The following is a 22752-nucleotide window of genomic DNA, read 5'->3' on the forward strand; positions in this document are numbered from 1 at the left end:
GCGTCGATCAGTATGTCATATGCCTGATCGGCATGGGGTGTCGACAGTTTTTACGACTAAAGTCTAGTGGCGAAATCGGGGTAGTCGAACTTGCTGGAAAACACTTCCAAGTGGTTGACCTGATACGTTTTTTTTCTTGCTTGTCTGTGCAACCTTCAGATTTACGGTGTTTTTTTATCTATGTGGAGGTTGCGGGTAATTGCGCAAGGGCAGGGTGCTGGCTATGCTGGGAACCCATTTTTCCTGCAGTTAGCGATGGCCCGAACGGGCGCTAAATAAAAAGAAAAACCGATAATAATATCGCGAAAATGCTGTGACTACAACCCTTTCACCCGAGGCGCGCCCATGAACAAAGGTCTTCATCAGCCTGGCGAGTTCCGTGACAACTGCGGGTTTGGCCTGATCGCCCATATGGAAGGGCAGGCTAGCCATGAATTGCTCAGCACTGCCATCGAGTCCCTGACCTGCATGACCCACCGCGGTGGTATCGCGGCCGACGGCAAGACCGGCGATGGTTGCGGGCTGTTGTTGAAGATGCCCGACGGCTTCATGCGTCAGGTGGCTCAGGAGAGCCTTGATGTGGCCTTGGGGGATCGCTACGCCGTAGGGGTGATCTTTCTGCCGGATGACGACCAGCGCGAGACGGCCGCCCGCCAGACACTGGAAGACTGCCTGACCCAGCGTGGTGTCAAGGTCATCGGCTGGCGCGACGTGCCGGTCGACCCCAGTGTCTGTGGTCCCATGGCCCTCGACTGCCTGCCGCGAATCCGTCAGCTGTTTGTCGAGCCGGGTGCAGGGGAAGAAGCGTTTGATGTTTCCCTGTTCATGGCTCGTCGTCTGGCCGAGCAGGCCCTGATTCATGAGCCCGACTTCTATGTAAGCTCGCTGTCCAGTGAAGTGGTGTCCTATAAGGGGCTGGTCATGCCGGTAGATCTGCCGGCCTTTTATCAGGATCTCGGTGATGAGCGCCTGGAAACCGCTATTTGCGTGTTTCACCAGCGCTTCTCCACCAACACCGCCCCCCGTTGGCCGCTGGCTCAGCCGTTCCGTCTGCTGGCCCATAACGGCGAGATCAACACCATTGAGGCCAACCGTGGCTGGGCCAACTCGCGCAAGGAGAACTTCATCTCCGAGCGGCTGCCCGACATCGCCAGCCTCGACCAGATCGTCAACACCACCGGTTCCGACTCCTCGAGCATGGACAATATGCTGGAGGTGCTGTTGACCGGTGGCATGGAGCTGCACCGTGCGGTGCGCATGATGGTGCCGCCTGCTTGGCAGAACGTGGAAATCATGGACGGCGACCTGCGCGCCTTCTACGAATACAACTCCATGCACGTGGAGCCGTGGGACGGTCCTGCCGGCGTGGTCATGACCGATGGGCGTCAGGCGCTGTGCATGCTTGACCGCAACGGCCTGCGTCCGGCCCGCTGGGTGATCACCAAGAACGGCTTCATCACCCTGGCCTCCGAGATCGGCACCTACGACTACAAGCCCGAAGACGTGGTCGCCAAGGGGCGTGTCGGTCCCGGTCAGATTCTGGCGGTGGACACCGAGACCGGTGAGGTGCTGCACACCAGCGACATCGATGAGCGGCTGAAGTCTGCCTATCCCTACAAGCGCTGGCTGAAGCAGGAAGCCCAGTTTCTCGAGTCTGCCCTGACCGAGCTTGCCGCCTTCAAGAATATGGACCCTGAAACGCTGCAGGTGCAGCAGAAGATGTTCCAGGTGAGCTTCGAAGAGCGCGACCAGGTGCTGCGCCCGCTGGGAGAAAGCGGTCAGGAAGCCGTCGGCTCCATGGGTGACGACACCCCCATGGCGGTCCTGTCGGGCAAGCATCGCATGCTCTCGGACTACTTCCGTCAAAAGTTCGCCCAGGTGACCAATCCGGCCATCGATCCGCTGCGTGAAGCCATCGTCATGTCGCTCGAGACCTGCATCGGTGCCGAGCGCAACGTGTTCAAGGCGACCCCGGAACACGCCCACCGGATCGTGCTGACCACCCCGATCCTGTCGCCACGCAAGTTCACCGCCCTGGTGAGTCAGGACGACCCCGCCTTCGCCAGTCACACCCTGTCGCTGGGCTATGACCCGGAAGAGAAGGGGCTCAAGGCTGCGCTGCTGGAGCTTTGCCGCGAGGCAGAAGCCGCGGTACATGAGCAAAAGGTCATTCTGGTCCTGTCCGACGCTGACCTTCCCCAGGGGCAGGTGCCGATCCATCCGGCACTGGCGGTGGGCGCGATCCACAACGAACTCGGTCGCAAGGCCCTGCGTCCTCGCGTCAACCTGATCGTCGAGACCGGCTATGCCCGCGACGCGCATCAGATGGCGGTGCTGTTCGGTGTCGGGGCGACGGCGGTCTATCCATGGCTTGCCTATCAGGTCATGGCCGATATGCACCGTACCGGTGAGCTCTCTGGCAACCCCGCTGATGCTCGCGAGAATTATCGCAAGGGCCTGCAGAAAGGGCTCTACAAGATCCTGTCGAAGATGGGTATCTCGACCCTGGCGTCCTACCGTGGCTCCCAGCTGTTTGAGGCGGTGGGGCTTTCCTCGGAAGTCATGGATTTGTGTTTCACCGGCATGGCGTCGCGCATTCAGGGTACTGGCTTCAACGAGATTCAGCTGACCCAGGTGGCGCTGGCCAAGGACGCCTGGAAGCCGCGCAAGGGTATTTCCCAGGGCGGCCTGATGAAGTACGTCCACGGGCACGAGTATCACGCCTACAACCCCGATGTGGTGAAAGCGCTGCAGGAGGCGGTGCAGGAGGGCGACTACAGCAAGTGGAAGAAGTTTGCCCAACTGGTCAACGATCGTGATCCCGCCACCATTCGTGACCTGCTCAAGCTCAAGCCCGCCGCCGAGCCGCTTCCGCTTGAGGAGATCGAGCCGGTCGAGGACCTGCTGCCACGCTTCGACAGCGCCGGCATGTCGCTGGGGGCACTGTCTCCTGAGGCCCACGAAGCGTTGGCGCAGGCCATGAACGAGGCCGGTGGGCGCTCCAACTCTGGTGAGGGCGGTGAAGACCCCTCACGTTACGGCACTATCAGAAGCTCCAAGATCAAGCAGATCGCCTCTGGTCGTTTTGGCGTCACTCCGGCCTATCTGGTCAATGCCGAAGTGCTGCAGATCAAGGTCGCCCAGGGTGCCAAGCCTGGTGAAGGCGGCCAGTTGCCGGGTGGCAAGGTGAACGAGCTGATTGCCCGTCTGCGCTACTCGGTGCCGGGAGTGACCTTGATCTCGCCGCCGCCACATCACGATATCTATTCCATCGAGGACCTGGCTCAGCTGATCTTCGACCTCAAGCAGGTCAGTCCTGATGCCCAGGTGTCGGTGAAGCTGGTGTCTGAGCCGGGTATCGGCACCATCGCGACCGGTGTGGCCAAGGCGTATGCAGACTTGATCACCGTGTCCGGTTATGACGGTGGTACCGCGGCAAGTCCGCTGACCTCCATCAAGCATGCCGGTTCGCCTTGGGAGCTAGGCTTGCCGGAAGTGCATCAGGCGCTGCGTATCAACGGCCTGCGCGACAAGATTCGACTGCAGACCGACGGCGGTCTGAAGACCGGTCTCGACGTGATCAAGGCGGCGATTCTCGGTGCCGAGAGCTTCGGCTTTGGTACGGCGCCGATGGTGGCCCTGGGCTGCAAGTACCTGCGCATCTGTCACCTGAACAACTGCGCCACCGGCGTGGCGACCCAGATGCAGTATCTGCGTGATGAACACTTCCGCGGCACGGTGGACATGGTCAAGCATTACTTCCGCTTCATTGCTGAAGAAGTGCGTGAGCTGATGGCGCTCGTAGGGGTGCGCAAGCTCACCGACCTGATTGGCCGCACCGATCTGCTGGAGGTGTTTGAAGGCCTGACACCGTCGCAGAACAAGCTGGACCTGACGCCGTTGCTGGCCAACGATCACGTGCCGGCAGATGCGCCCCAGTCCTGCCAGGTCAGCCGCAACGTGCCACATGACCCTGGTGCCAAGAACCTCGAGGTGCTCGATGCGCTCAAGTCGGCGATCGAGTCCAAGGCCGGGGCCGACGTGTCCTTCTCCATCACCAACTGTGACCGTTCGGTGGGGGCGCTGACCTCTGGCGCCATTGCCAAGCAGTATGGCGAGGCTGGTCTCGACGATGCCCCGGTGACGGCACGCTTTACCGGCGTGGCGGGTCAGAGCTTTGGTGTATGGAACGCTCGCGGGCTCAACCTGTACCTGGAAGGGGATGCCAACGACTACGTCGGCAAGGGCATGAATGGTGGCAAGATCGTCATCACGCCGCCGAAGAACAGTCAGTTCGACAGCCACAAGACAGCGATCATCGGCAATACCTGCCTGTACGGCGCGACCGGTGGCAAGCTGTTCGCCGCGGGCACGGCCGGCGAGCGCTTTGGCGTGCGCAACTCCGGTGCCCATGCGGTCATCGAAGGCTCTGGCGATCACTGCTGTGAGTACATGACCGGCGGCATCGTCTGCGTGCTCGGTGAAACTGGCGTCAACTTCGGTGCAGGCATGACCGGCGGCTTTGCCTACGTGCTCGACGAAGATCGCTGTTTTGTGGATCGCTACAATCACGAGCTGGTGGAGATCCATCGCGTCAATACCGAGGCCATGGAGGCCTACCGGAGACACCTGAGGGAGACCATCGAGGAATATGTTGCCGAGACCGGCTCACAACGCGGCCAGGCGATCCTCGAGGACTTCAGCGACTTCATCCGCCATTTCTGGCTGGTGAAGCCCAAGGCGGCGAGCCTGAGCGGTCTGCTCGCCCAGTCCACGCGTCAGCCCGAATAACCCGACGGCGTCCCGAACAAGGCAGGAGAACATCATGGCAAACCGTTTGAGCAACGACTTCCAGTTCATCGACGTCGGTCGTCAGGATCCGCAGAAGAAAGCGGCGCGCACCCGCGCCCGTGAGTTCGCTGAAATCTACGAACCGTTCAAGCCCATGGATGCGGCGAGTCAGGCCCATCGCTGCTTGCACTGCGGCAATCCCTACTGTGAATGGAAGTGCCCTGTTCACAACTATATTCCCAACTGGCTGCAACTGGTCAGCGAGGGCAACATTCTCGAGGCGGCAGAGCTGTCTCATCGCACCAATTCGCTGCCCGAGGTATGCGGCAGGGTGTGCCCCCAGGATCGCCTGTGCGAGGGTGACTGCACCCTCAATGATGGCTTTGGCGCCGTGACCATCGGCTCGGTGGAGAAATACATCACGGACACGGCCTTTGCCATGGGCTGGCGCCCGGACATGAGTCAGGTGACCTGGACCGACAAGAAGGTCGCCATCATCGGTGCCGGACCCGCCGGGCTCGGTTGCGCGGATATTCTGGTGCGTAATGGGGTCAAGCCGGTGGTGTATGACAAGTACGCCGAGATCGGTGGTCTGCTGACCTTCGGTATTCCGGAATTCAAGCTTGAAAAGACCGTCATGGAGCGCCGTCGCGCCGTATTCGAGGAGATGGGCGTGGAGTTCCGCCTGGGCGTTGAAGTCGGCAAGGACATTGCCTTCGACGAGCTGCTCGAGAAGTACGACGCGGTGTTCCTCGGCATGGGCACCTACACCTACATGGAAGGTGGCTTCCCGGGCGAGGACCTGCCCGGCGTGCACAAGGCGCTCGACTACCTGATCGCCAACGTCAATCATCGTCTGGGCTTCGAAAAGAACCCCGAGGACTTCGTGTCTCTGGAAGGCCAGCGGGTGGTGGTGCTGGGTGGCGGCGACACGGCCATGGACTGCAACCGTACCGCCATCCGTCAGGGTGCCAGGGAAGTCACCTGCGCCTATCGTCGTGATGAAGAGAACATGCCGGGTTCCCGTCGCGAGGTAGCCAATGCCCGGGAGGAAGGTGTCGACTTCCTGTTCAATCGGCAGCCGGTGGCGGTCGTCGGTGAGGAGCGAGTCGAAGGCGTCAAGGTGGTGCGCACGCGGCTGGGCGAGGCCGACGAGAACGGACGTCGTCGTCCTGAAGTGGTGCCAGGATCCGAGGAAATCATTGCGGCGGATGCCGTGGTCATTGCCTTCGGTTTTCAGCCTAGTCCGGCCCCCTGGTTCGAGACCTTTGGTATCGAGGTTGACGAGCGTGGCCGGGTGAAAGCGCCGGAGCACGGCAGCTTTGCTTTCCAGACCACCAATGAAAAGATCTTCGCCGGTGGTGACATGGTACGCGGCTCCGATCTCGTGGTGACCGCCGTGTATGAAGGCCGCCAGGCGGGCGAGGGCATCCTCGACTACCTCGATATCTAGAAACCGAGAGTGATGCTGGCGCCCGTTCGATCAGTTGGGCGGGCGCCAAAGCGCTGGCGAGTTGGGCAGAGAGAAGAAGCTTCCCTGTTGTGCAAATTGAGCCGTTGATCGAATTCTGCTAGTCTGTCGTCCCATCCTGGCGCGGCTTCCTGCCGGGCCTACCGATCACGTTTCGACAGGTTCTCCATGACACGATATATCTTCGTGACCGGCGGCGTTGTGTCCTCTCTTGGCAAGGGCATTGCGTCGGCCTCGCTGGCGGCGATTCTCGAGGCTCGCGGCCTCAAGGTCACCATGCTCAAGCTCGACCCGTACATCAACGTGGATCCGGGCACGATGAGCCCTTTCCAGCACGGAGAGGTGTTCGTCACCGAGGATGGCGCAGAGACGGACCTGGATCTGGGTCACTACGAGCGCTTCATCCGGACCAAGATGACCCAGGCCAACAACTTCACCACCGGCCGAGTGTACGAGCACGTGCTGCGCAAGGAGCGCCGTGGTGACTACCTCGGTGGTACGGTGCAGGTGATTCCGCACATCACCGACGAAATCAAGCGTCGCGTGTACGAGGGTGGTGAAGGGTTCGACGTAGCGCTGGTCGAGATCGGCGGTACCGTCGGCGACATCGAGTCACTGCCGTTCCTTGAGTCCATCCGTCAGATCCGCAGCGAGAAGGGCGCCAGTAACGCCATCTTCATGCACCTGACCCTGGTGCCGTACATCCAGACGGCGGGTGAGACCAAGACCAAGCCGACCCAGCACTCCGTCAAGGAACTGCGCTCTATCGGTATCCAGCCGGACATCCTGATCTGCCGCAGCGAGGTCGAGCTGGAAGAGACCGAGCGTCGCAAGATTGCGCTGTTCACCAACGTCGAAGAGCGTGCGGTGGTGCCGCTTCAGGATGCCGACACCATCTATCGCATTCCGCTGATGCTGCACGAGCACGGCCTTGATGACATCGTCTGCGACAAGCTGCGTCTGGAAGCCCGCGAGGCCGATCTGAGCGAGTGGGTCAAGGTGCTCGATGCCAAGCTCAATCCGCTGAAGTCGGTCAACATCGCCATGGTCGGCAAGTACATGGAGCTGCTGGACGCCTACAAGTCGCTCAACGAAGCCTTGATCCACGCGGGTATCCAGACCCGCGTGAAGGTCAACGTCGACTACATCGACTCTGAGGATATCGAGCGTCACGGCACCGAGCGGCTGGCAGGCAAGGACGCGATTCTTGTGCCGGGTGGTTTTGGTGAGCGCGGGGTCGAAGGCAAGATTGCCACCGCGCGCTTCGCCCGTGAAAACGACATCCCTTACCTGGGCATCTGCCTGGGGATGCAGGTAGCGGTGATCGAGTACGCTCGGCATGTGGCAGGTTGGGACGATGCCAACTCCACCGAGTTCACCCACGATACCCAGCATCCGGTGGTGGGCCTGATCACCGAGTGGCTCAATCCGGAGGGCAAGATCGAAATCCGTGATGAGGCCTCCGATCTCGGCGGCACCATGCGCCTGGGCGGCCAGGAGTGCCGGCTGGCCAAGGGGTCCAAGGCGCGTGACGCCTACGGCGACGAGGTCATCGTCGAGCGTCATCGCCATCGTTTCGAGGTCAATAACCAGTTTATTGAAGAGCTCGAGAAGACAGGACTGGTCATCTCCGGTCGCAGCGTCGACAACTCCCTGGTGGAAATGGTCGAGCTGCCGGATCACCCCTGGTACGTGGCGTGTCAGTTCCATCCGGAATTCACCTCGACGCCGCGTGACGGGCACCCGCTGTTTACCGGTTTCGTCAATGCGGCACTCGGGCACAAGGCCAAGCGCACCCGCGCCCAGTCCACCCATCAGGAGTGATACTGATGTCTGACGCCCAGCGTATTATCGAGTTTGCCGGCCTGAGGGCCGGCAATTCGTTGCCCCTGGTGCTGTTCGCCGGGATGAATGTTCTTGAATCCCGCGAGCTGGCGCTCGAGGTGGCCGAGGCCTACGTCGAGGTGACCGGCAAGCTCGATATCCCTTATGTGTTCAAGGCGAGCTTCGACAAGGCCAATCGCAGCTCGGTGCATTCCTTCCGTGGGCCTGGGCTGGACAAGGGGCTTGCGATCCTCGACGAGGTGAAGTCGCGCTTCAATGTGCCGGTGATTACTGACGTTCATGAGCCCTATCAGGCGGCGCCCGCCGCTGAGGTGGCTGACGTCATCCAGCTGCCGGCGTTTCTGGCGCGCCAGACGGATCTAGTGGTGGCGATGGCCGAGACCGGGGCGGTGGTCAACATCAAGAAGCCCCAGTTTCTTGCCCCCCACGAGATGCGCCACATCATCACCAAGTTCCGTGAGGCCGGCAACGAACGGCTGCTGCTGTGCGAGCGCGGTTCCAGCTTTGGCTACAACAACCTGGTCGTCGATATGCTCGGTTTCGGCGAGATGAAAGACACCGGCTTCCCGCTGTTGTTTGACGTCACCCACTCGCTGCAGCGTCCGGGCGGACGCGCCGACAGTGCGGACGGACGCCGTGCGCAGGTGCTGGACCTGGCCCGTGCCGGGGTTGCCGTCGGTATCGCCGGGCTCTTCCTGGAAGCGCACCCGGATCCCGACTCGGCAAAATGTGACGGCCCATGTGCCTTGCCGCTTGATAGACTCGAGCCCTTCCTGGCACAGATCAAGACGTTGGACGACGTCGTGAAACAGCTTCCGTCCATCGAGATACGCTAGCGCTACCTCTGATAGCCTGACGGGCCTGACCCAAGGGCCTATGGCACGTCCAGAGTAGATCGACAACGCTGACACGAGCTTTATCACCCACAAGGACCCATCGAGATGACCAAGATCGTCGATATTCGCGCCCTAGAGGTGCTGGATTCACGCGGTAACCCCACCGTCCAGGCAGAAGTGCGCCTGGAAAGCGGCGCCGTGGGCGTCGCCTGCGCGCCGAGCGGCGCCTCCACCGGCTCCCGCGAGGCGCTGGAGCTGCGTGACGGCGACAAGGGTCGTTACCTGGGCAAGGGTGTGCTCAAGGCCGTTGACGCGGTCAATGGCAAGATTCGTGACGCTCTCGTGGGCATGGATGCGCGTGATCAGCGTGGCCTGGACGACGCCATGCTCGAGCTCGATGGTACCGACAACAAGGAAAACCTGGGCGCCAACGCTATCCTGGCGGTGTCACTGGCCGCCGCCAAGGCAGCTGCCAACGCCAAGGGCGTACCGCTGTACGCCCACATCGCTGAGCTGTACGGCCAGCCGGGGCAGTACCTGATGCCGGTGCCGATGATGAACATCCTCAACGGTGGCGAGCATGCCGACAACAACGTCGACATTCAGGAGTTCATGGTGCAGCCGGTGGGTGCCGCCAGCTTCCGTGAAGGCCTGCGCGCCGGTGCCGAGATCTTCCATGCCTTGAAGAAGGTGCTGTCGTCGCGGGGTCTTGCCACCGCCGTAGGTGATGAAGGTGGCTTTGCCCCTAACCTGTCTTCCAATGCCGAGGCGCTGGCGGTCATCAAGCAGGCCGTCGAGGACGCCGGCTACGAGCTCGGCAAGGACATCACTCTCGCGCTGGACTGTGCCGCCAGTGAGTTCTACAAGGACAGCCAGTACGTGCTGGCAGGCGAGGACAAGCGCTTCGACGCCGAAGGCTTCGGTGATTACCTGGTGGGCCTGGCCGACGAGTATCCGATCGTGTCCATCGAGGACGGCCTGGACGAGTCCGACTGGGACGGCTGGAAGTCTCTGACTGCCAAGCTGGGAGACCGTGTCCAGCTGGTCGGTGACGACCTGTTCGTGACCAATACGCGGATTCTGAAGCGTGGTATCGATGAATCCATCGGCAACTCCATCCTGATCAAGTTCAATCAGATTGGTTCACTGTCCGAAACGCTGGATGCCATCCGCATGGCACAGGACGCGGGTTTCACGGCGGTCATCTCCCACCGTAGCGGTGAAACCGAAGACACGACCATCGCCGACCTGGCGGTAGGCACTTGCGCGGGCCAGATCAAGACGGGTTCGTTGTGCCGTAGTGATCGTGTCGCCAAGTACAACCGCCTTCTGGTCATCGAGCAGGAGCTGGGAGAGCGCGCTACTTACCCAGGTCGCGCGGCGATCAAGGGACAGGCGTAGGGTTTGATAAACCCTTTGCGGTGGTTGTGTCCTCACATCTTGTAAGACATTGACTACATTTTATGTAGGACATTAACCCCATATGACCCGAAGAGGCCCGCGATGTTATCGCGGGCCTTTTTTATGTTGTTCATTTCTATATATTTTTTGGGGCGTCGCAAAGAAGCGGGTCACGTAGGACATGTCGCACTGCAAAATAAGGCGACTTGAGATGATGCCCAAAGCTGACAGAATGCACTCATGAATCGAGAGGTCAGGCTTCGCGGCATCAGGCTGCTTGCCAGGACTGCGAGACGCCTAGGGTGGTCGGATTCGTCTGCATGGAGGTAGACAGGTTCGGCAACAACAGGCAGGCATGAAACGCCGATCGCAGGACCATCACGGCATGTGGCTCGACGTTCGATTCAGTTGGGTGTTTTCGGGATGCGTTCTAGAGTCAAGAGTGCGCCTGGTGCGACAGGATGTCGCTTCTGGGCACGGAGGGCACTCAGGGAGTCGGGCGGAGGGAGCCGCCCAAGGAAATGCTTGGAGCGGGCGGCCTACGGGCCGCCTTTTTTTATGCCAGCAGGTTGGCTGGCGTGACGAGATGCTGAGCCTGGTGGCCGGCGCGGTCGGCTCGAACAGCTGCCCTGAACAGCGGGTCCGGGCAGGTGGTTTGGACAGGTCGTTTGGATAGTGAAAACGGCCAGCCGAGTTCGGAGAGACGCCTGATGGCCGGGAAAGCGAGCGCCATGGAGGTATCGTCTGAAGGATGTTCGACACCGCCAGCAACACAATAGCCGCCTCGTTGGGCGGCTATTGTGTTACGCAGGTAGTGGCTTGTCGTGCCAGATCAGCGTTCGAGCTGCTCCAGCTTGCCTGTCTTGCCGTCCCACTGCTCGGCGTCTTCCGGTGGATCTTTCTTTTCGGTGATGTTGGGCCACACCTCGGAAAGCTCCGCATTGATCTCGATGAACGCCTCCTGGCCCTCGGGCAGCTCATCCTCGGAGTAGATGGCCTCGGCCGGGCACTCGGGCTCACACAGGGCGCAGTCGATACATTCGTCCGGGTGGATCACCAGAAAATTGGGACCCTCGTAGAAGCAGTCCACCGGGCAGACCTCGACGCAATCGGTGTACTTGCACTTGATGCAGTTTTCGGTGACGACGAATGTCATGCCAGTCTCCCTTCCTCGGGCCAGTTCGGTGCTGGCCGCTCAATCATTGGTCACTTGCGCCCGAAAGGTCGCCATGGCGACGCTCCGGATCATGGGTAGCTCGCGCCCCGACGCAGAGGAGCTGAGCGTCGTTTCGCCTGTCGCGTGTTAAGCCTTAAAGTTATATGGAAATGGCTTTCTTATAATGCACGGTCCTTGGGTGCCACATTCTAGACCCGCACTTCTGTAGGGGCAAGCGCGGGGTGCACGGTCATACTGACGATTTCCAGCGGTATAGAAGCTCCAGTGCCTGACGCGGTGACAGTTCATCGATGGCCAGTTGCTCGAGCTCGTCGATCAAGGGGTGAGGCGTGCTGGCGAACAGGTCTGCCTGCTGGGGGGCAGGCTCCGCTCGCGACAGGCTGGACGGGCCTTGTCCATGATCCACTTCCTGCTGCTCCAGCGCGGCGAGCTTGATCCTGGCTTCGGCGATGACGGACTGGGGAACGCCGGCCAGTTGCGCGACCTGGAGACCGTAGCTTTGGCTGGCTGGGCCTTCTTCCACCCGGTGCATGAACACGATGCCTTCATTGTGCTCTGCAGCGGTCAAGTGCACGTTGGCCACCGCAGCAGAATCTCCGGCCAGAGCGGTCATTTCGAAGTAGTGGGTGGCAAACAGGGTGAAGGCCCGCGTGCGGGTCAGGTGTTCGGCACTGGCCCAGGCCAGCGACAGTCCATCAAAGGTACTGGTGCCGCGGCCAATTTCGTCCATCAAGACCAGGCTATGATCTGTGGCGTTGTGCAGGATGTTGGCAGTCTCGGTCATTTCCACCATGAAGGTGGAGCGGCCACCGGCCAGGTCATCGCTGGACCCTATGCGGGTAAAGATGCGGTCCACCGGGCCGATGGTGGCACTGTCAGCGGGAACGAAGCTGCCACAGTGGGCGAGCAGGGTGATCAACGCGGCCTGACGCATGTAGGTCGATTTACCGCCCATGTTGGGGCCGGTAATGACCAGCATGCGGCGGTCGTCGTCCATCAGCAGGTCGTTGGGCACGAATGGCGTGTCACTGACCTGTTCGACGACCGGGTGGCGTCCACCGCGAATATCGAATCCGGCCACATCAGCGAGCGTGGGACGTACAAAATCCAGTGCCCGTGCGCGTTCGGCCAGGGCGCATAGCACATCAAGGGAGGACAGTGCTCTGGCGGTGGCCTGCAGGCGAGCGAGCTCCGCGTTGAGGCTGTCGATCAGGCCATCATAAAGCAGCTTTTCCCGGGCCAGTGCGCGGGATTTGGCGGATAGCGCCTTGTCCTCGAATTCCTTGAGCTCCGGGATGATGAAGCGCTCTGCGTTCTTCAGTGTCTGGCGCCGGATATAGTCCGCAGGGGCTTCCTTGGCCTGGGCTCGAGGAATCTCGATGAAGTAGCCATGGACGCGGTTGTACCCCACCTTGAGCCCGGCGAGCCCGGTGCGTGCCCGCTCCCGTGTTTCCAGTTGCACGAGGTAGTCACCGGCGTGCTCGGCCAGCCCTCTGTGTTCGTCCAGTTCACTGTCGAAACCGTCAGCGATCACGCCCCCATCCCGAATGACCACCGGGGGATTGTCGATCAGCGCACGGGTGAGCAAGTCCGCCAGCTCGGGAAACGGCTGGATATGGACGCGCAGTTCGTCAAGCGTGGTGCCTTCAGCGTAGCCAGCCAGCTGATCGCGCAGAGCGGGTAACGCATTGAAGGCGTCTCTCAGTCTCGCCAGGTCCCGCGGGCGAGCGCTGCCCAGCGCCACCCTGGCCAGGATGCGCTCGATGTCGCCAATGGCCTTCAACTCGTCGCGCAGCGGCTCGTAGCCTTCCTGGTCCAGCAGCAAGCTGATCGCGGATTGACGTCCCATGACCTGCTGCCTGTCTCGCAGCGGGCGGTTCAGCCAACGCTTGAGCAGGCGCGAGCCCATTGCCGTGGTGGTGGTGTCCAGGACGCTGGCGAGGGTGTTGTCGCTGGTACCTCCCAGGTTGATGTCAATCTCCAGGTTGCGCCGGCTTGCTGCATCAATGACCACGCTATCGTCACGATTTTCCACACCGATCGCGGTGACATGGGGCAGGGCGCTGCGCTGGGTGTCCCTGGCGTAGTCCATCAGCACACCAGCCGCAATGATGGCGGAGTGCAGGTGTGCGCAACCAAACCCCTTGAGGTCCTGAACCCGGAACTGATCACACAATACCCGGTGCGCACTTTCATGATCGAACAGCCAGTCACTCTGGCGTCGAAGCCCGCGTCGTTCGGACATGGAGGCGGGTAGTTCCAGGCTTTCCGGCACCAGCAGTTCAGCCGGATCCAGGCGCGTCAGCTCGGACAGCATTTCGGTTTCACTGTCGACCTCGAGCACGCTGAAGCGTCCGCTGGAGACCTCCAGCCAGGCTAGGCCAAGGTGGTCGCCATAGGGAGCTACCGCCACCAGCAGGTTGTCGCGGCGTGCATCCAGCAGTGCCTCATCATGCAGGGTGCCTGGGGTGACGATCCGCACCACTTGACGCTCTACCGGGCCCTTGGACGTCGCCGGGTCACCGATCTGCTCGCAGATGGCCACCGATTCGCCCGCACTGACCAGGCGAGCCAGATACCCCTCGGCGCTATGGTAGGGAATACCGGCCATGGGAATCGGCTTGCCTGCTGACTGGCCACGCTGTGTCAGCGTGATATCAAGCAGTGCCGCGGCGCGCTTGGCGTCGTCGTAGAACAGTTCGTAGAAGTCCCCCATACGATAGAACAGCAGGACGTCAGGATGCTCGCGCTTGATCCTGAGGTACTGGGTCATCATCGGCGTATGGCTGGGAGCACTGGGCTTGGCCATGTCGTTCATGGAATCTCAATGCGCTGGTGGGCGGATGGATAAAGCGAGGATCGGTCGGAACAAGGCCGACGAAAGCCCATAAGGATAGCATGGCCGACGGGCCGATCTGTAGCGCAGCCAGGACGACGGAGGGGGATGATAGAACCGCCTACATCATGGCAATATGATGCATGCGCGACACGGCATCTGTTTGTCGGAGAGATCTCCGGCTACCCAAGGTGGTATGCCTCAGGGCGCGAGCAAAGGCGGTGACGGAGTCACCGCTGCCCCTGGGAGCATCAGCCAACAGATGTCACTGCAAGGACCACGCTTCCCGATCCCTCTTGGGCGATGATCCAAGTTGGGTGATGATTCAAGGACGTTGAATAAAGGAGCAAGTATATGGACGTTATTCGCATCATTCTGGCCATCCTGCTGCCCCCGCTGGGTGTCTTCCTGCAAGTTGGCTTCGGTCTGCACTTCTGGCTGAACATCCTGCTGACGCTTCTCGGCTATATTCCCGGGATCGTTCACGCGGTGTGGATTATCGCGAGGCGCTAGGTGGCCTCGTCGTCAATCCTGTGATCGGCGTAGAGCACATTGCGGCGACTGAGGTCGCCGCAATGCGTTGATCCCGAGTTGCGGGCACGATGTTGGCGTCGTATCCCGCGCGCCTGCATGACGTCGCGGCCCTATCGTTTCGGCCCCAGCGTTGCGGCCCGTGCCCCCCACCTTCACTTCAGGAGCTATCTCCATGACGCCTGCACCAGAAGATATCCGAGTGCTGTCGAGTCGCTTGGGTGAACTGTGCCTCAAGCTTCAGGTCCAGGTGACCACCGCCGAGTCCTGCACCGGTGGCGGCGTGGCCACCGCGATCACCGATATCGCAGGCAGCTCGGACTACTTCGAGACGGGCTATGTGACCTATTCCAATGCCGCCAAACAGCGCCTGCTGGGGGTGCCATTGGCCTTGCTGGAGCGCCACGGGGCCGTCAGTGAGTCAGTGGTCGAAGCCATGGTGGCTGGAGCATGTGCCGAAAGTGGCGCATCCCATGGCGTCGCCATCAGTGGTGTTGCGGGGCCTGGCGGGGGCAGCGACCATAAGCCGGTGGGCACGGTCTGGTTTGCCTTTGCCGCAGATGGCGTGTGCGTGGCAGAACGTTGTCACTTTGCAGGAAATCGCGATGACGTGCGCCGCCAAGCCATTGCCTACGCGCTGCAGGGGCTGATTGATCGGCTGAGCTAACGCCAAGGCTAGCGTTAGCCCACAGGGTGACGATGTTGGCGGCCGGCGGCTCGCTGGCATTGGGCTCCGATGGTAGCAATAGGCCTGGAGCAGGGGTGGTGGTCAGCGCATTTTTTCGTCATACTACTGTTCAGTCATACAGTAATTGCCAGGGTCCGGCGCAGGGCCCGATGGGGACCAGGACACGCCGTTCGGCCCCGATCCATTGTCTACAGGAGCTCCGAAATGGCGCAGGATCAAAACCGCAGCAAGGCGCTTGACGCCGCTCTTTCTCAGATCGATCGCCAGTTTGGCAAGGGCACGGTCATGCGTCTGGGCGATGCCCCCAGGGTGGTCATGCCGTCGGTGTCCACCGGCTCCTTGGGTCTGGATATCGCCCTGGGCATTGGCGGTCTGCCTTACGGGCGCGTCGTGGAAATCTTTGGACCGGAATCCTCGGGCAAGACCACGCTGACGCTGTCGGTGATCGCTCAGGCACAAAAGGACGGCAAGACCTGTGCCTTTATCGATGCTGAGCACGCCCTTGACCCGAGCTATGCAGAAAAGCTCGGCGTCAACCTGGATGATTTGCTGGTCTCCCAGCCGGATACCGGCGAGCAAGCCCTGGAAATCTGCGACATGCTGGTCCGTTCCGGCGGTGTGGACGTGATCATCATCGACTCGGTGGCGGCTCTGACTCCCAGGGCGGAAATTGAAGGCGAAATGGGGGATTCCCACGTGGGTCTCCAGGCGCGTCTGATGTCCCAGGCGCTGCGCAAGATTACCGGCCACATCAAGAACGCCAACTGCATGGTGGTGTTCATCAACCAGATCCGTATGAAGATTGGTGTGATGTTCGGCAGCCCGGAAACCACCACTGGTGGTAACGCCCTGAAGTTCTATTCCAGCGTGCGCCTGGATATCCGCCGCACCGGTTCGGTCAAGCAGGGCGATGAGGTCACCGGTAACGAAACCCGGGTGAAGGTCGTCAAGAACAAGGTGGCTCCGCCGTTCCGCCAGGCCGAGTTCCAGATTCTCTACGGCAAGGGCATCTATCACGCCGGCGAAGTGGTCGATCTGGGCGTCCAGTGCAAGCTGGTGGACAAGGCAGGTGCCTGGTACAGCTACCAGGGCAACAAGATCGGTCAGGGCAAAGCCAATGCCGCCCAGTTCCTGGAAGACAACCCTGCGATCATGGAAGAGATCGAGTCTCAGATTCGTGCTCAGCTGCTGGTCCAGCCAGATCCCAAGAAGGAAGAGCAGGACAAGCAAGCGGAAGCCGCACCAGCGGGTGACGACTTCGGCGATGACCTGCTGTAATTCGCTGCTGCGGTACTGGATGGGGGTAGGCAACGCCGGCCTCCATCGCCATTCGGGCCCCTGCTAGGGGCCCGTTGCGTTTTGACGTTCACCAGGTGGGTGGGGCGCGCGCCGTACCACGCCGAGCATGAATGCTGGTGGTCATGCAGTGCACAGACGGGAGGCTTGCATGCGCAAGGCGAGAACGGAGATGTCGCCACGGGAGCAGGCGGTCGAACTGCTCGCCCGGCGTGAATATGGTCGTCAAGAGCTGACGACACGGTTGCTGAGCCGAGGGCACGAGCATGATGAGGTCGAAGCGCTGCTGGACGAACTGGCCGAGCAGGGCCTGCAGAGTGATCGTCGCTTCGCCGAGAGCTTTCTGCGTGGACGGGTGCTGCGCGGGCAGGGGCCGGTCAAGATGCTGGCGGAGTTGGGGCAGCGTGGGGTCGACCGGGAGTTGGCCAGAGACGCCCTGAGAGAGATAGAACAGGAGGAGTCGGTGGACTGGTATCAACTGGCGACCGAGGCCCTCGAGCGTCGATTCGGCAGAGGGCCGGCAAGCGACCCGAAAGAGCGGGCAAGGCGAGAGCGCTTCCTGGCCGGGCGAGGGTTTGATTTTGATCACGTCCGCGAGGCACTGCGCGCCATGTCTCAGGCAGATACCTAGTATCGTTGAAGGCTCATATAAAGCGGTGTGGTTGTCCGCCCATCCCAGGGCTCGTGTGCAGGTGTTTTACGTGACCCACTTTAGTCGCTTGACAACTACGCTATAATGTCCTCTTTTGCGACGGCTCCGGGGTGTGGTGTCATGCCCGGTAGCTGCCGGCGTGCCACGCCAGCTGGCCGGCTCGACGCGCTCTATCGCTCATCGTCACGGGTATTTCATGAAAAGCGCAGATATCAGACAGGCCTTCCTGAGGTTCTTCGAGGAGCACGGTCACACTCGCGTGCCGTCCAGCTCCCTGGTGCCGGGCAACGACCCGACCCTGCTGTTCACCAATGCCGGCATGGTGCCGTTCAAGGATGTGTTCCTGGGGCGTGATCCCCGCGACTATGTCAGGGCCACTTCCTCCCAGCGCTGTGTGCGCGCTGGAGGCAAGCACAATGACCTGGACAATGTCGGCTACACCGCTCGCCATCACACCTTTTTCGAGATGCTGGGCAACTTCAGTTTTGGCGATTACTTCAAGCGTGACGCCATCGGCTTTGCCTGGACCTTTCTGACCGACGTGCTGGGGCTGCCTAAGGAAAAGCTGTGGGTCACGGTGCACATCAGTGATGATGAGGCCGAGCGCATCTGGAAGGACGAGATCGGGATTGATCCCGAGCGCTTCTCCAAGCTGGATGAGGACAACTTCTGGCAGATGGGCGACACCGGTCCCTGCGGGCCCAGCTCTGAGATCTTCTACGACCATGGCCCTGAGGTGTGGGGTGGTCCTCCCGGCAGTCCGGAAGAGGATGGCGACCGTTACATCGAGATCTGGAACCTGGTGTTCATGCAGTTCGATCGTGACGCCAGCGGTGAAATGACCCCGCTGCCCAAGCCGTCCATCGACACCGGCATGGGCCTCGAGCGGATCGCCGCGGTCATGCAGGGCGTGCACTCCAACTACGAGATCGACCTGTTCCAGAATCTGCTCAAGGCCGCTGCAGAGGCTACCGGTACCGACGATCTGGCGTCTCCGTCGCTGCGGGTGATCGCCGATCACATCCGCTCCTGCGCATTCCTGATCACTGATGGCGTGCTGCCTTCCAACGAGGGGCGCGGCTACGTCCTGCGCCGGATCATTCGTCGTGCCATCCGCCACGGGCATAAGCTCGGCGCTCAGGATGCATTCTTCCACAAGCTGGTGGCGGCCCTCGACAGCGAGATGGGCGAGGCCTATCCCGAGCTGCGCAAGGCCCGCGATCAGATCGAGCGCGTGCTGCTCAAGGAAGAAGAGCAGTTTGCACGCACCCTGGACCACGGGATGGGGCTGCTCGAGCAGGCACTGTCGCAACTGGATGGGGATACCCTGGCCGGTGAGACCGTGTTCAAGCTTTACGATACCTACGGTTTCCCCTACGACCTGACGGCAGACGTGTGTCGCGAGCGTGGCGTGACCCTCGATGAAGAGGGCTTCAACCGTGAGCTGGAGGCCCAGCGCGAGCGTGCGCGTGCCGCCAGCCAGTTTGGAGCCGACTACAGCGCCACTATCGAGCTGGATGGCGCGACCGAATTCACCGGTTATGACCGCCTCGACGACCAGGCGCGCGTGGTCGGGCTTTATGACAGCGAAGGCAATGCTCTGGAGCGGCTGACTCAGGAGCAGTCCGGCGTGGTGGTGCTGGATCGTACCCCGTTCTACGGAGAATCCGGCGGGCAGGTAGGGGATACCGGCTATCTGTCCTTTGGTTCGGGACGTTTCCTGGTCAAGGATACCCAGAAGCAGTCCGGCCACCACTTGCATCAGGGGATGCTGCTGGAGGGTGAGCTGGTCGTGGGCGCAGACGTCACGCCGCAGGTGGATTCCAGCCTGCGTGCCGCTACCGTGCGTAACCACTCGGCCACACACCTGCTGCACAAGGCGCTGCGCCTGGTGTTGGGCGAGCACGTTCAGCAGAAGGGCTCGCTGGTGACGCCCGAGCGCCTGCGCTTCGACTTCAGCCACTTTGAAGCGATGACCGCCGAGCAGCTCAAGGAAGTGGAGCGCCTGGTCAACGAGCAGGTGCTGGCCAATGCTCCGACCCGCGTCGAGACCATGACCCTCGATGAGGCGAAGGAGAAGGGGGCCGCGGCGCTGTTCGAAGCCAAGTACGCCGACAGCGTCCGCGTCCTGACCATCGGTGCCGACGATTTCTCGATAGAGCTGTGCGGCGGCACCCACGTGGCACGTAGTGGCGATATCGGCTGCTGCCATATCGTCGCGGAAAGCGGCATTGCCTCTGGCGTGCGTCGTATTGAAGCGATCACGGGTGAGGGGGCGCTGGCCCACTTCGCCGAGCAGGAGGCGCGCCTGTCGCGGGTGGCCGAGCGCCTCAAGGCCAAGCCTGAACAGCTGGAGGAGCGGGTCGAGAGCTTGGTGGAGCGTAATCGCGGCCTCGAGAAGGAGCTGGAGCGGCTCAAGGCCAAGCTGGCCAGCGCGGCAGGCAGCGACATGCTGGCCAAGGTGGTCGAGGTCAAGGGCGTCAAGGTCCTGTCCACCCGCCTGGAGGGCGTGTCAGGCAAGGAACTCCGCGGCATGCTGGATCAGCTCAAGAACAAGCTGTCCTCAGGCATCGTGGTGCTCGGTGTGGCGGATGAGGCCACTGGCAAGGTCAGCTTGATTGCCGGTGTCACCGATGATCTGACCGCCAAGGTCAAGGCTGGCGAGCTCGTCAATCATGTCGCCAGTCAGGTCGGTGGCAAGGGCGGTGGCCGCGCGGATATGGCACAAGCAGGGGGGAGTGACGTTCAGGCGCTTCCTGGCGCACTGGAGAGTGTGCCCGCCTGGCTCGATGCCAGGTTGTAGCCCCTGCGGGGTCGTGGACTCGAGAGAGTCCACGGCCCTTTTTTCTGTCTGACACAGCGCTGTGCAGATACAGCTTCGCAGAGACAACAGTTTCATTCATTGGAATCCAACGAGCGAGGATGACGGCATATGGCACTATACGTACAGAAGTTTGGTGGGACGTCGGTCGGCTCGGTGGAGCGGATCAAGGCGGTCGCCGAGAAGGTCAAGGGCTTTAGAGACCAGGGCCATCAGGTCGTGGTGGTGGTATCTGCCATGAGTGGCGAGACCAATCGCCTGATCGGTCTGGCCAACGAGATCAACGACGAGCCTACCCCCCGCGAGATGGACATGCTGGTGTCCACCGGTGAGCAGGTGACCATTTCCCTGCTGGCCATGGCGCTACACAAGCTGGAAGTGCCCGCGACGTCCTACACCGGCTCGCAGGTTGGCATCATGACCGACAGCGCTCACACCAAGGCGCGTATCCAGCGTATCGAGACAGATGAGATGCGCGAGGATCTGGATGCCGGGCAGGTGGTAGTCGTTGCCGGCTTCCAGGGCGTCGATGCGGAAGGCAATATCACGACCCTCGGTCGTGGTGGTTCAGATACCACCGGTGTGGCGCTGGCGGCCGCGCTCAAGGCTGATGAGTGCCAGATCTATACCGATGTAGACGGTGTCTATACCACCGATCCCCGCGTCTGCAGCAAGGCCCAGCGCCTGGATGAGATCACCGTGGAAGAGATGCTGGAGCTCGCCAGTCTCGGTTCCAAGGTGCTGCAGATTCGCGCTGTCGAATTCGCCGGTAAGTACAATGTCCCGCTGCGTGTGCTGTCTAGCTTTGAAGACGGCCCCGGCACCCTGATCGTTGCAGACTCTGACCAAGACGAGGATTCCATGGAAGAACCGCTGATTTCCGGTATCGCCTTCACCGCCAATGAAGCCAAGCTGACCCTGCTGCACACTCCTGACGTGCCGGGCGTGGCCTCGCGCATCCTGGGTCCGATTGCCGATGCCAACATTGAAATCGACATGATCGTGCAGAACGTTGCGCCGGCGGGTGACTACACTGACTTCACCTTTACGGTCGCCAAGGGTGATTACAAGCAGACCATGCGCATCCTCGAGCAGCAGGTTATCCCTGATCTGGGCGGCGGTGAGTTGCGTGGAGACGATAACATCGCCAAGGTGTCACTGGTGGGTGTCGGTATGCGCTCTCACGCGGGGGTCGCTTCGAAGATGTTCCGCGTGCTGGCCGAGGAAAATATCAACATCCGCATGGTGTCCACCTCGGAAATCAAGATTTCCGTGGTGATTGACGAGAAGCAGATGGAGCTAGCGGTGCGCGCCCTGCACAAGGCTTTTGGTCTCGATAAGGCAGACATCGAGAGCGAATAAATTCCTCGACGCGGCGCACACCATCTACGCTTTAAGGAGTCCCCGGTACCGCTACGGCGGTAGGGGGCTTCCCTTAAACGGCACAATCAGGTGTCATGAGTCGCTAGTGCTCGCCACCAAGAAAGAGGGCACGTCGTTCGGAGACGGGACGGCGTAGCGGCTCACGTAACAAGTCTGAGAAGGAGATCAGTCATGCTTATCCTGACACGCCGCGTCGGCGAAACTCTGATGATCGGTGACGATATCACCGTTACGGTTCTAGGAGTGAAGGGAAACCAGGTGCGTATCGGCGTCAATGCGCCGAAGGACGTTGCTGTACACCGCGAAGAGATCTATCAGCGCATTCAGCGTGAGAAAGCGGATGACGGTAGCGTTGATGACGAGTGACAGCGCAGAGACCTTGCGCAACTTTTTTTGTCACGGGCTGGACAAAGGCCTTAAGTCTCGGTAGGATACGCACCGTGCCGATGAGGGAGAGGTGGCCGAGTGGCTGAAGGCGCTCCCCTGCTAAGGGAGTATGGGGTTTATAGCCTCATCGAGGGTTCGAATCCCTCCCTCTCCGCCATTTGCCTGTCGTGAAGCGAGTAGCGGCAGTCAAAGGTCTTCATGGGTACTGACAAGAAGGCGTATCTGTAGTCTTGTTATCGTAAGTGTGAAACGCGCCCGTAGCTCAGCTGGATAGAGTACCTGACTACGAATCAGGTGGTCGGAGGTTCGAATCCTCCCGGGCGCGCCATACACTTGCACATCGTGGTTTGTGCTGTCCTGATGTCGCCAAGCGCTGCAGGAAAGAATGAGCACATGTCACCTGCAATACGATGTATTGCTCACGCGCCCGTAGCTCAGCTGGATAGAGTACCTGACTACGAATCAGGTGGTCGGAGGTTCGAATCCTCCCGGGCGCGCCAGAATTTCACCCGCTCTCTCCGGAGGGCGGGTTTTCTGTTTGTTACCGTGCTGCGACGGTTCTGCTTGAGTGTCCTGTTGAGCGCTTGTCGGTCGACGGTGACGTGCACTCGCCTCAGGAGCTAGTGGCAGCGGTCTA

General features: G+C 61.1%; 14 protein-coding genes and 3 tRNA genes. 15 read left to right on the plus strand and 2 right to left on the minus strand.

Going from position 1 to position 22752, the window contains the following annotated elements:
- The first annotated feature begins 345 nt into the window (after positions 1–345).
- From gltB to eno, 5 genes are all read left to right on the plus strand, one after another.
- The gene (gene gltB / locus KUV45_RS18495) at positions 346–4791 is read left to right on the plus strand and encodes a glutamate synthase large subunit (protein ID WP_222161594.1); all 4446 of its coding nucleotides are present in this window, start codon (positions 346–348) and stop codon (positions 4789–4791) included.
- Positions 4792–4825: 34 nt separating this feature from the next.
- Positions 4826–6244, plus strand: a complete 1419-nt coding sequence (locus KUV45_RS18500) for an FAD-dependent oxidoreductase (RefSeq protein WP_206940214.1) — start codon at positions 4826–4828, stop codon at positions 6242–6244.
- 186 nt (positions 6245–6430) lie between these two features.
- Positions 6431–8086, plus strand: coding sequence for a CTP synthase (locus tag KUV45_RS18505; RefSeq protein WP_206940212.1), 1656 nt, complete (start codon positions 6431–6433; stop codon positions 8084–8086).
- A gap of 5 nt (positions 8087–8091) precedes the next feature.
- On the plus strand, positions 8092–8943 hold the full coding sequence (kdsA, locus tag KUV45_RS18510) for a 3-deoxy-8-phosphooctulonate synthase (protein ID WP_206940210.1): 852 nt from the start codon (positions 8092–8094) through the stop codon (positions 8941–8943).
- Positions 8944–9048: 105 nt separating this feature from the next.
- Entirely contained in the window at positions 9049–10344 is a 1296-nt protein-coding gene (gene eno / locus KUV45_RS18515) for a phosphopyruvate hydratase (protein WP_222161595.1), read from the plus strand.
- Positions 10345–11176: 832 nt separating this feature from the next.
- Here eno and fdxA read toward each other — a convergent pair.
- Both fdxA and mutS read right to left on the minus strand, forming a co-directional pair.
- On the minus strand, positions 11177–11500 hold the full coding sequence (gene fdxA, locus KUV45_RS18520; RefSeq protein WP_206940206.1) for a ferredoxin FdxA: 324 nt from the start codon (positions 11498–11500) through the stop codon (positions 11177–11179).
- A gap of 250 nt (positions 11501–11750) precedes the next feature.
- Positions 11751–14339: a DNA mismatch repair protein MutS gene (mutS, locus tag KUV45_RS18525; RefSeq protein ID WP_374107047.1), complete on the minus strand. Its 2589-nt coding sequence runs from the start codon at positions 14337–14339 to the stop codon at positions 11751–11753.
- Between the two features lie 372 nt (positions 14340–14711).
- On the opposite strand from mutS, the gene KUV45_RS18530 reads away from it, so the two are divergent.
- From KUV45_RS18530 to KUV45_RS18575, 10 genes are all read left to right on the plus strand, one after another.
- Positions 14712–14870, plus strand: coding sequence for a YqaE/Pmp3 family membrane protein (locus tag KUV45_RS18530; RefSeq protein WP_206940204.1), 159 nt, complete (start codon positions 14712–14714; stop codon positions 14868–14870).
- A 193-nt stretch (positions 14871–15063) separates the two neighbouring features.
- Positions 15064–15555, plus strand: coding sequence for a CinA family protein (locus tag KUV45_RS18535; RefSeq protein ID WP_222161596.1), 492 nt, complete (start codon positions 15064–15066; stop codon positions 15553–15555).
- Positions 15556–15780: 225 nt separating this feature from the next.
- Positions 15781–16854: a recombinase RecA gene (recA, locus tag KUV45_RS18540; protein WP_206940191.1), complete on the plus strand. Its 1074-nt coding sequence runs from the start codon at positions 15781–15783 to the stop codon at positions 16852–16854.
- A gap of 169 nt (positions 16855–17023) precedes the next feature.
- The gene (locus tag KUV45_RS18545) at positions 17024–17503 is read left to right on the plus strand and encodes a regulatory protein RecX (protein ID WP_222161597.1); all 480 of its coding nucleotides are present in this window, start codon (positions 17024–17026) and stop codon (positions 17501–17503) included.
- Positions 17504–17720: 217 nt separating this feature from the next.
- Entirely contained in the window at positions 17721–20327 is a 2607-nt protein-coding gene (alaS, locus tag KUV45_RS18550) for an alanine--tRNA ligase (protein WP_222161598.1), read from the plus strand.
- A gap of 129 nt (positions 20328–20456) precedes the next feature.
- Positions 20457–21707, plus strand: coding sequence for an aspartate kinase (locus KUV45_RS18555; protein ID WP_206940185.1), 1251 nt, complete (start codon positions 20457–20459; stop codon positions 21705–21707).
- A gap of 192 nt (positions 21708–21899) precedes the next feature.
- On the plus strand, positions 21900–22094 hold the full coding sequence (gene csrA, locus KUV45_RS18560) for a carbon storage regulator CsrA (protein WP_206940183.1): 195 nt from the start codon (positions 21900–21902) through the stop codon (positions 22092–22094).
- An 85-nt stretch (positions 22095–22179) separates the two neighbouring features.
- Positions 22180–22272: transfer RNA gene (locus KUV45_RS18565), tRNA-Ser, on the plus strand.
- A 94-nt stretch (positions 22273–22366) separates the two neighbouring features.
- Positions 22367–22443: transfer RNA gene (locus KUV45_RS18570), tRNA-Arg, on the plus strand.
- A 95-nt stretch (positions 22444–22538) separates the two neighbouring features.
- Positions 22539–22615 (plus strand) — tRNA-Arg (locus KUV45_RS18575).
- Positions 22616–22752 lie beyond the last annotated feature (137 nt).

Origin of the sequence: Halomonas sp. DP3Y7-2, from assembly GCF_019800795.1 — a bacterium.
Classification (GTDB): Bacteria; Pseudomonadota; Gammaproteobacteria; order Pseudomonadales; family Halomonadaceae; genus Halomonas; species Halomonas litopenaei_A.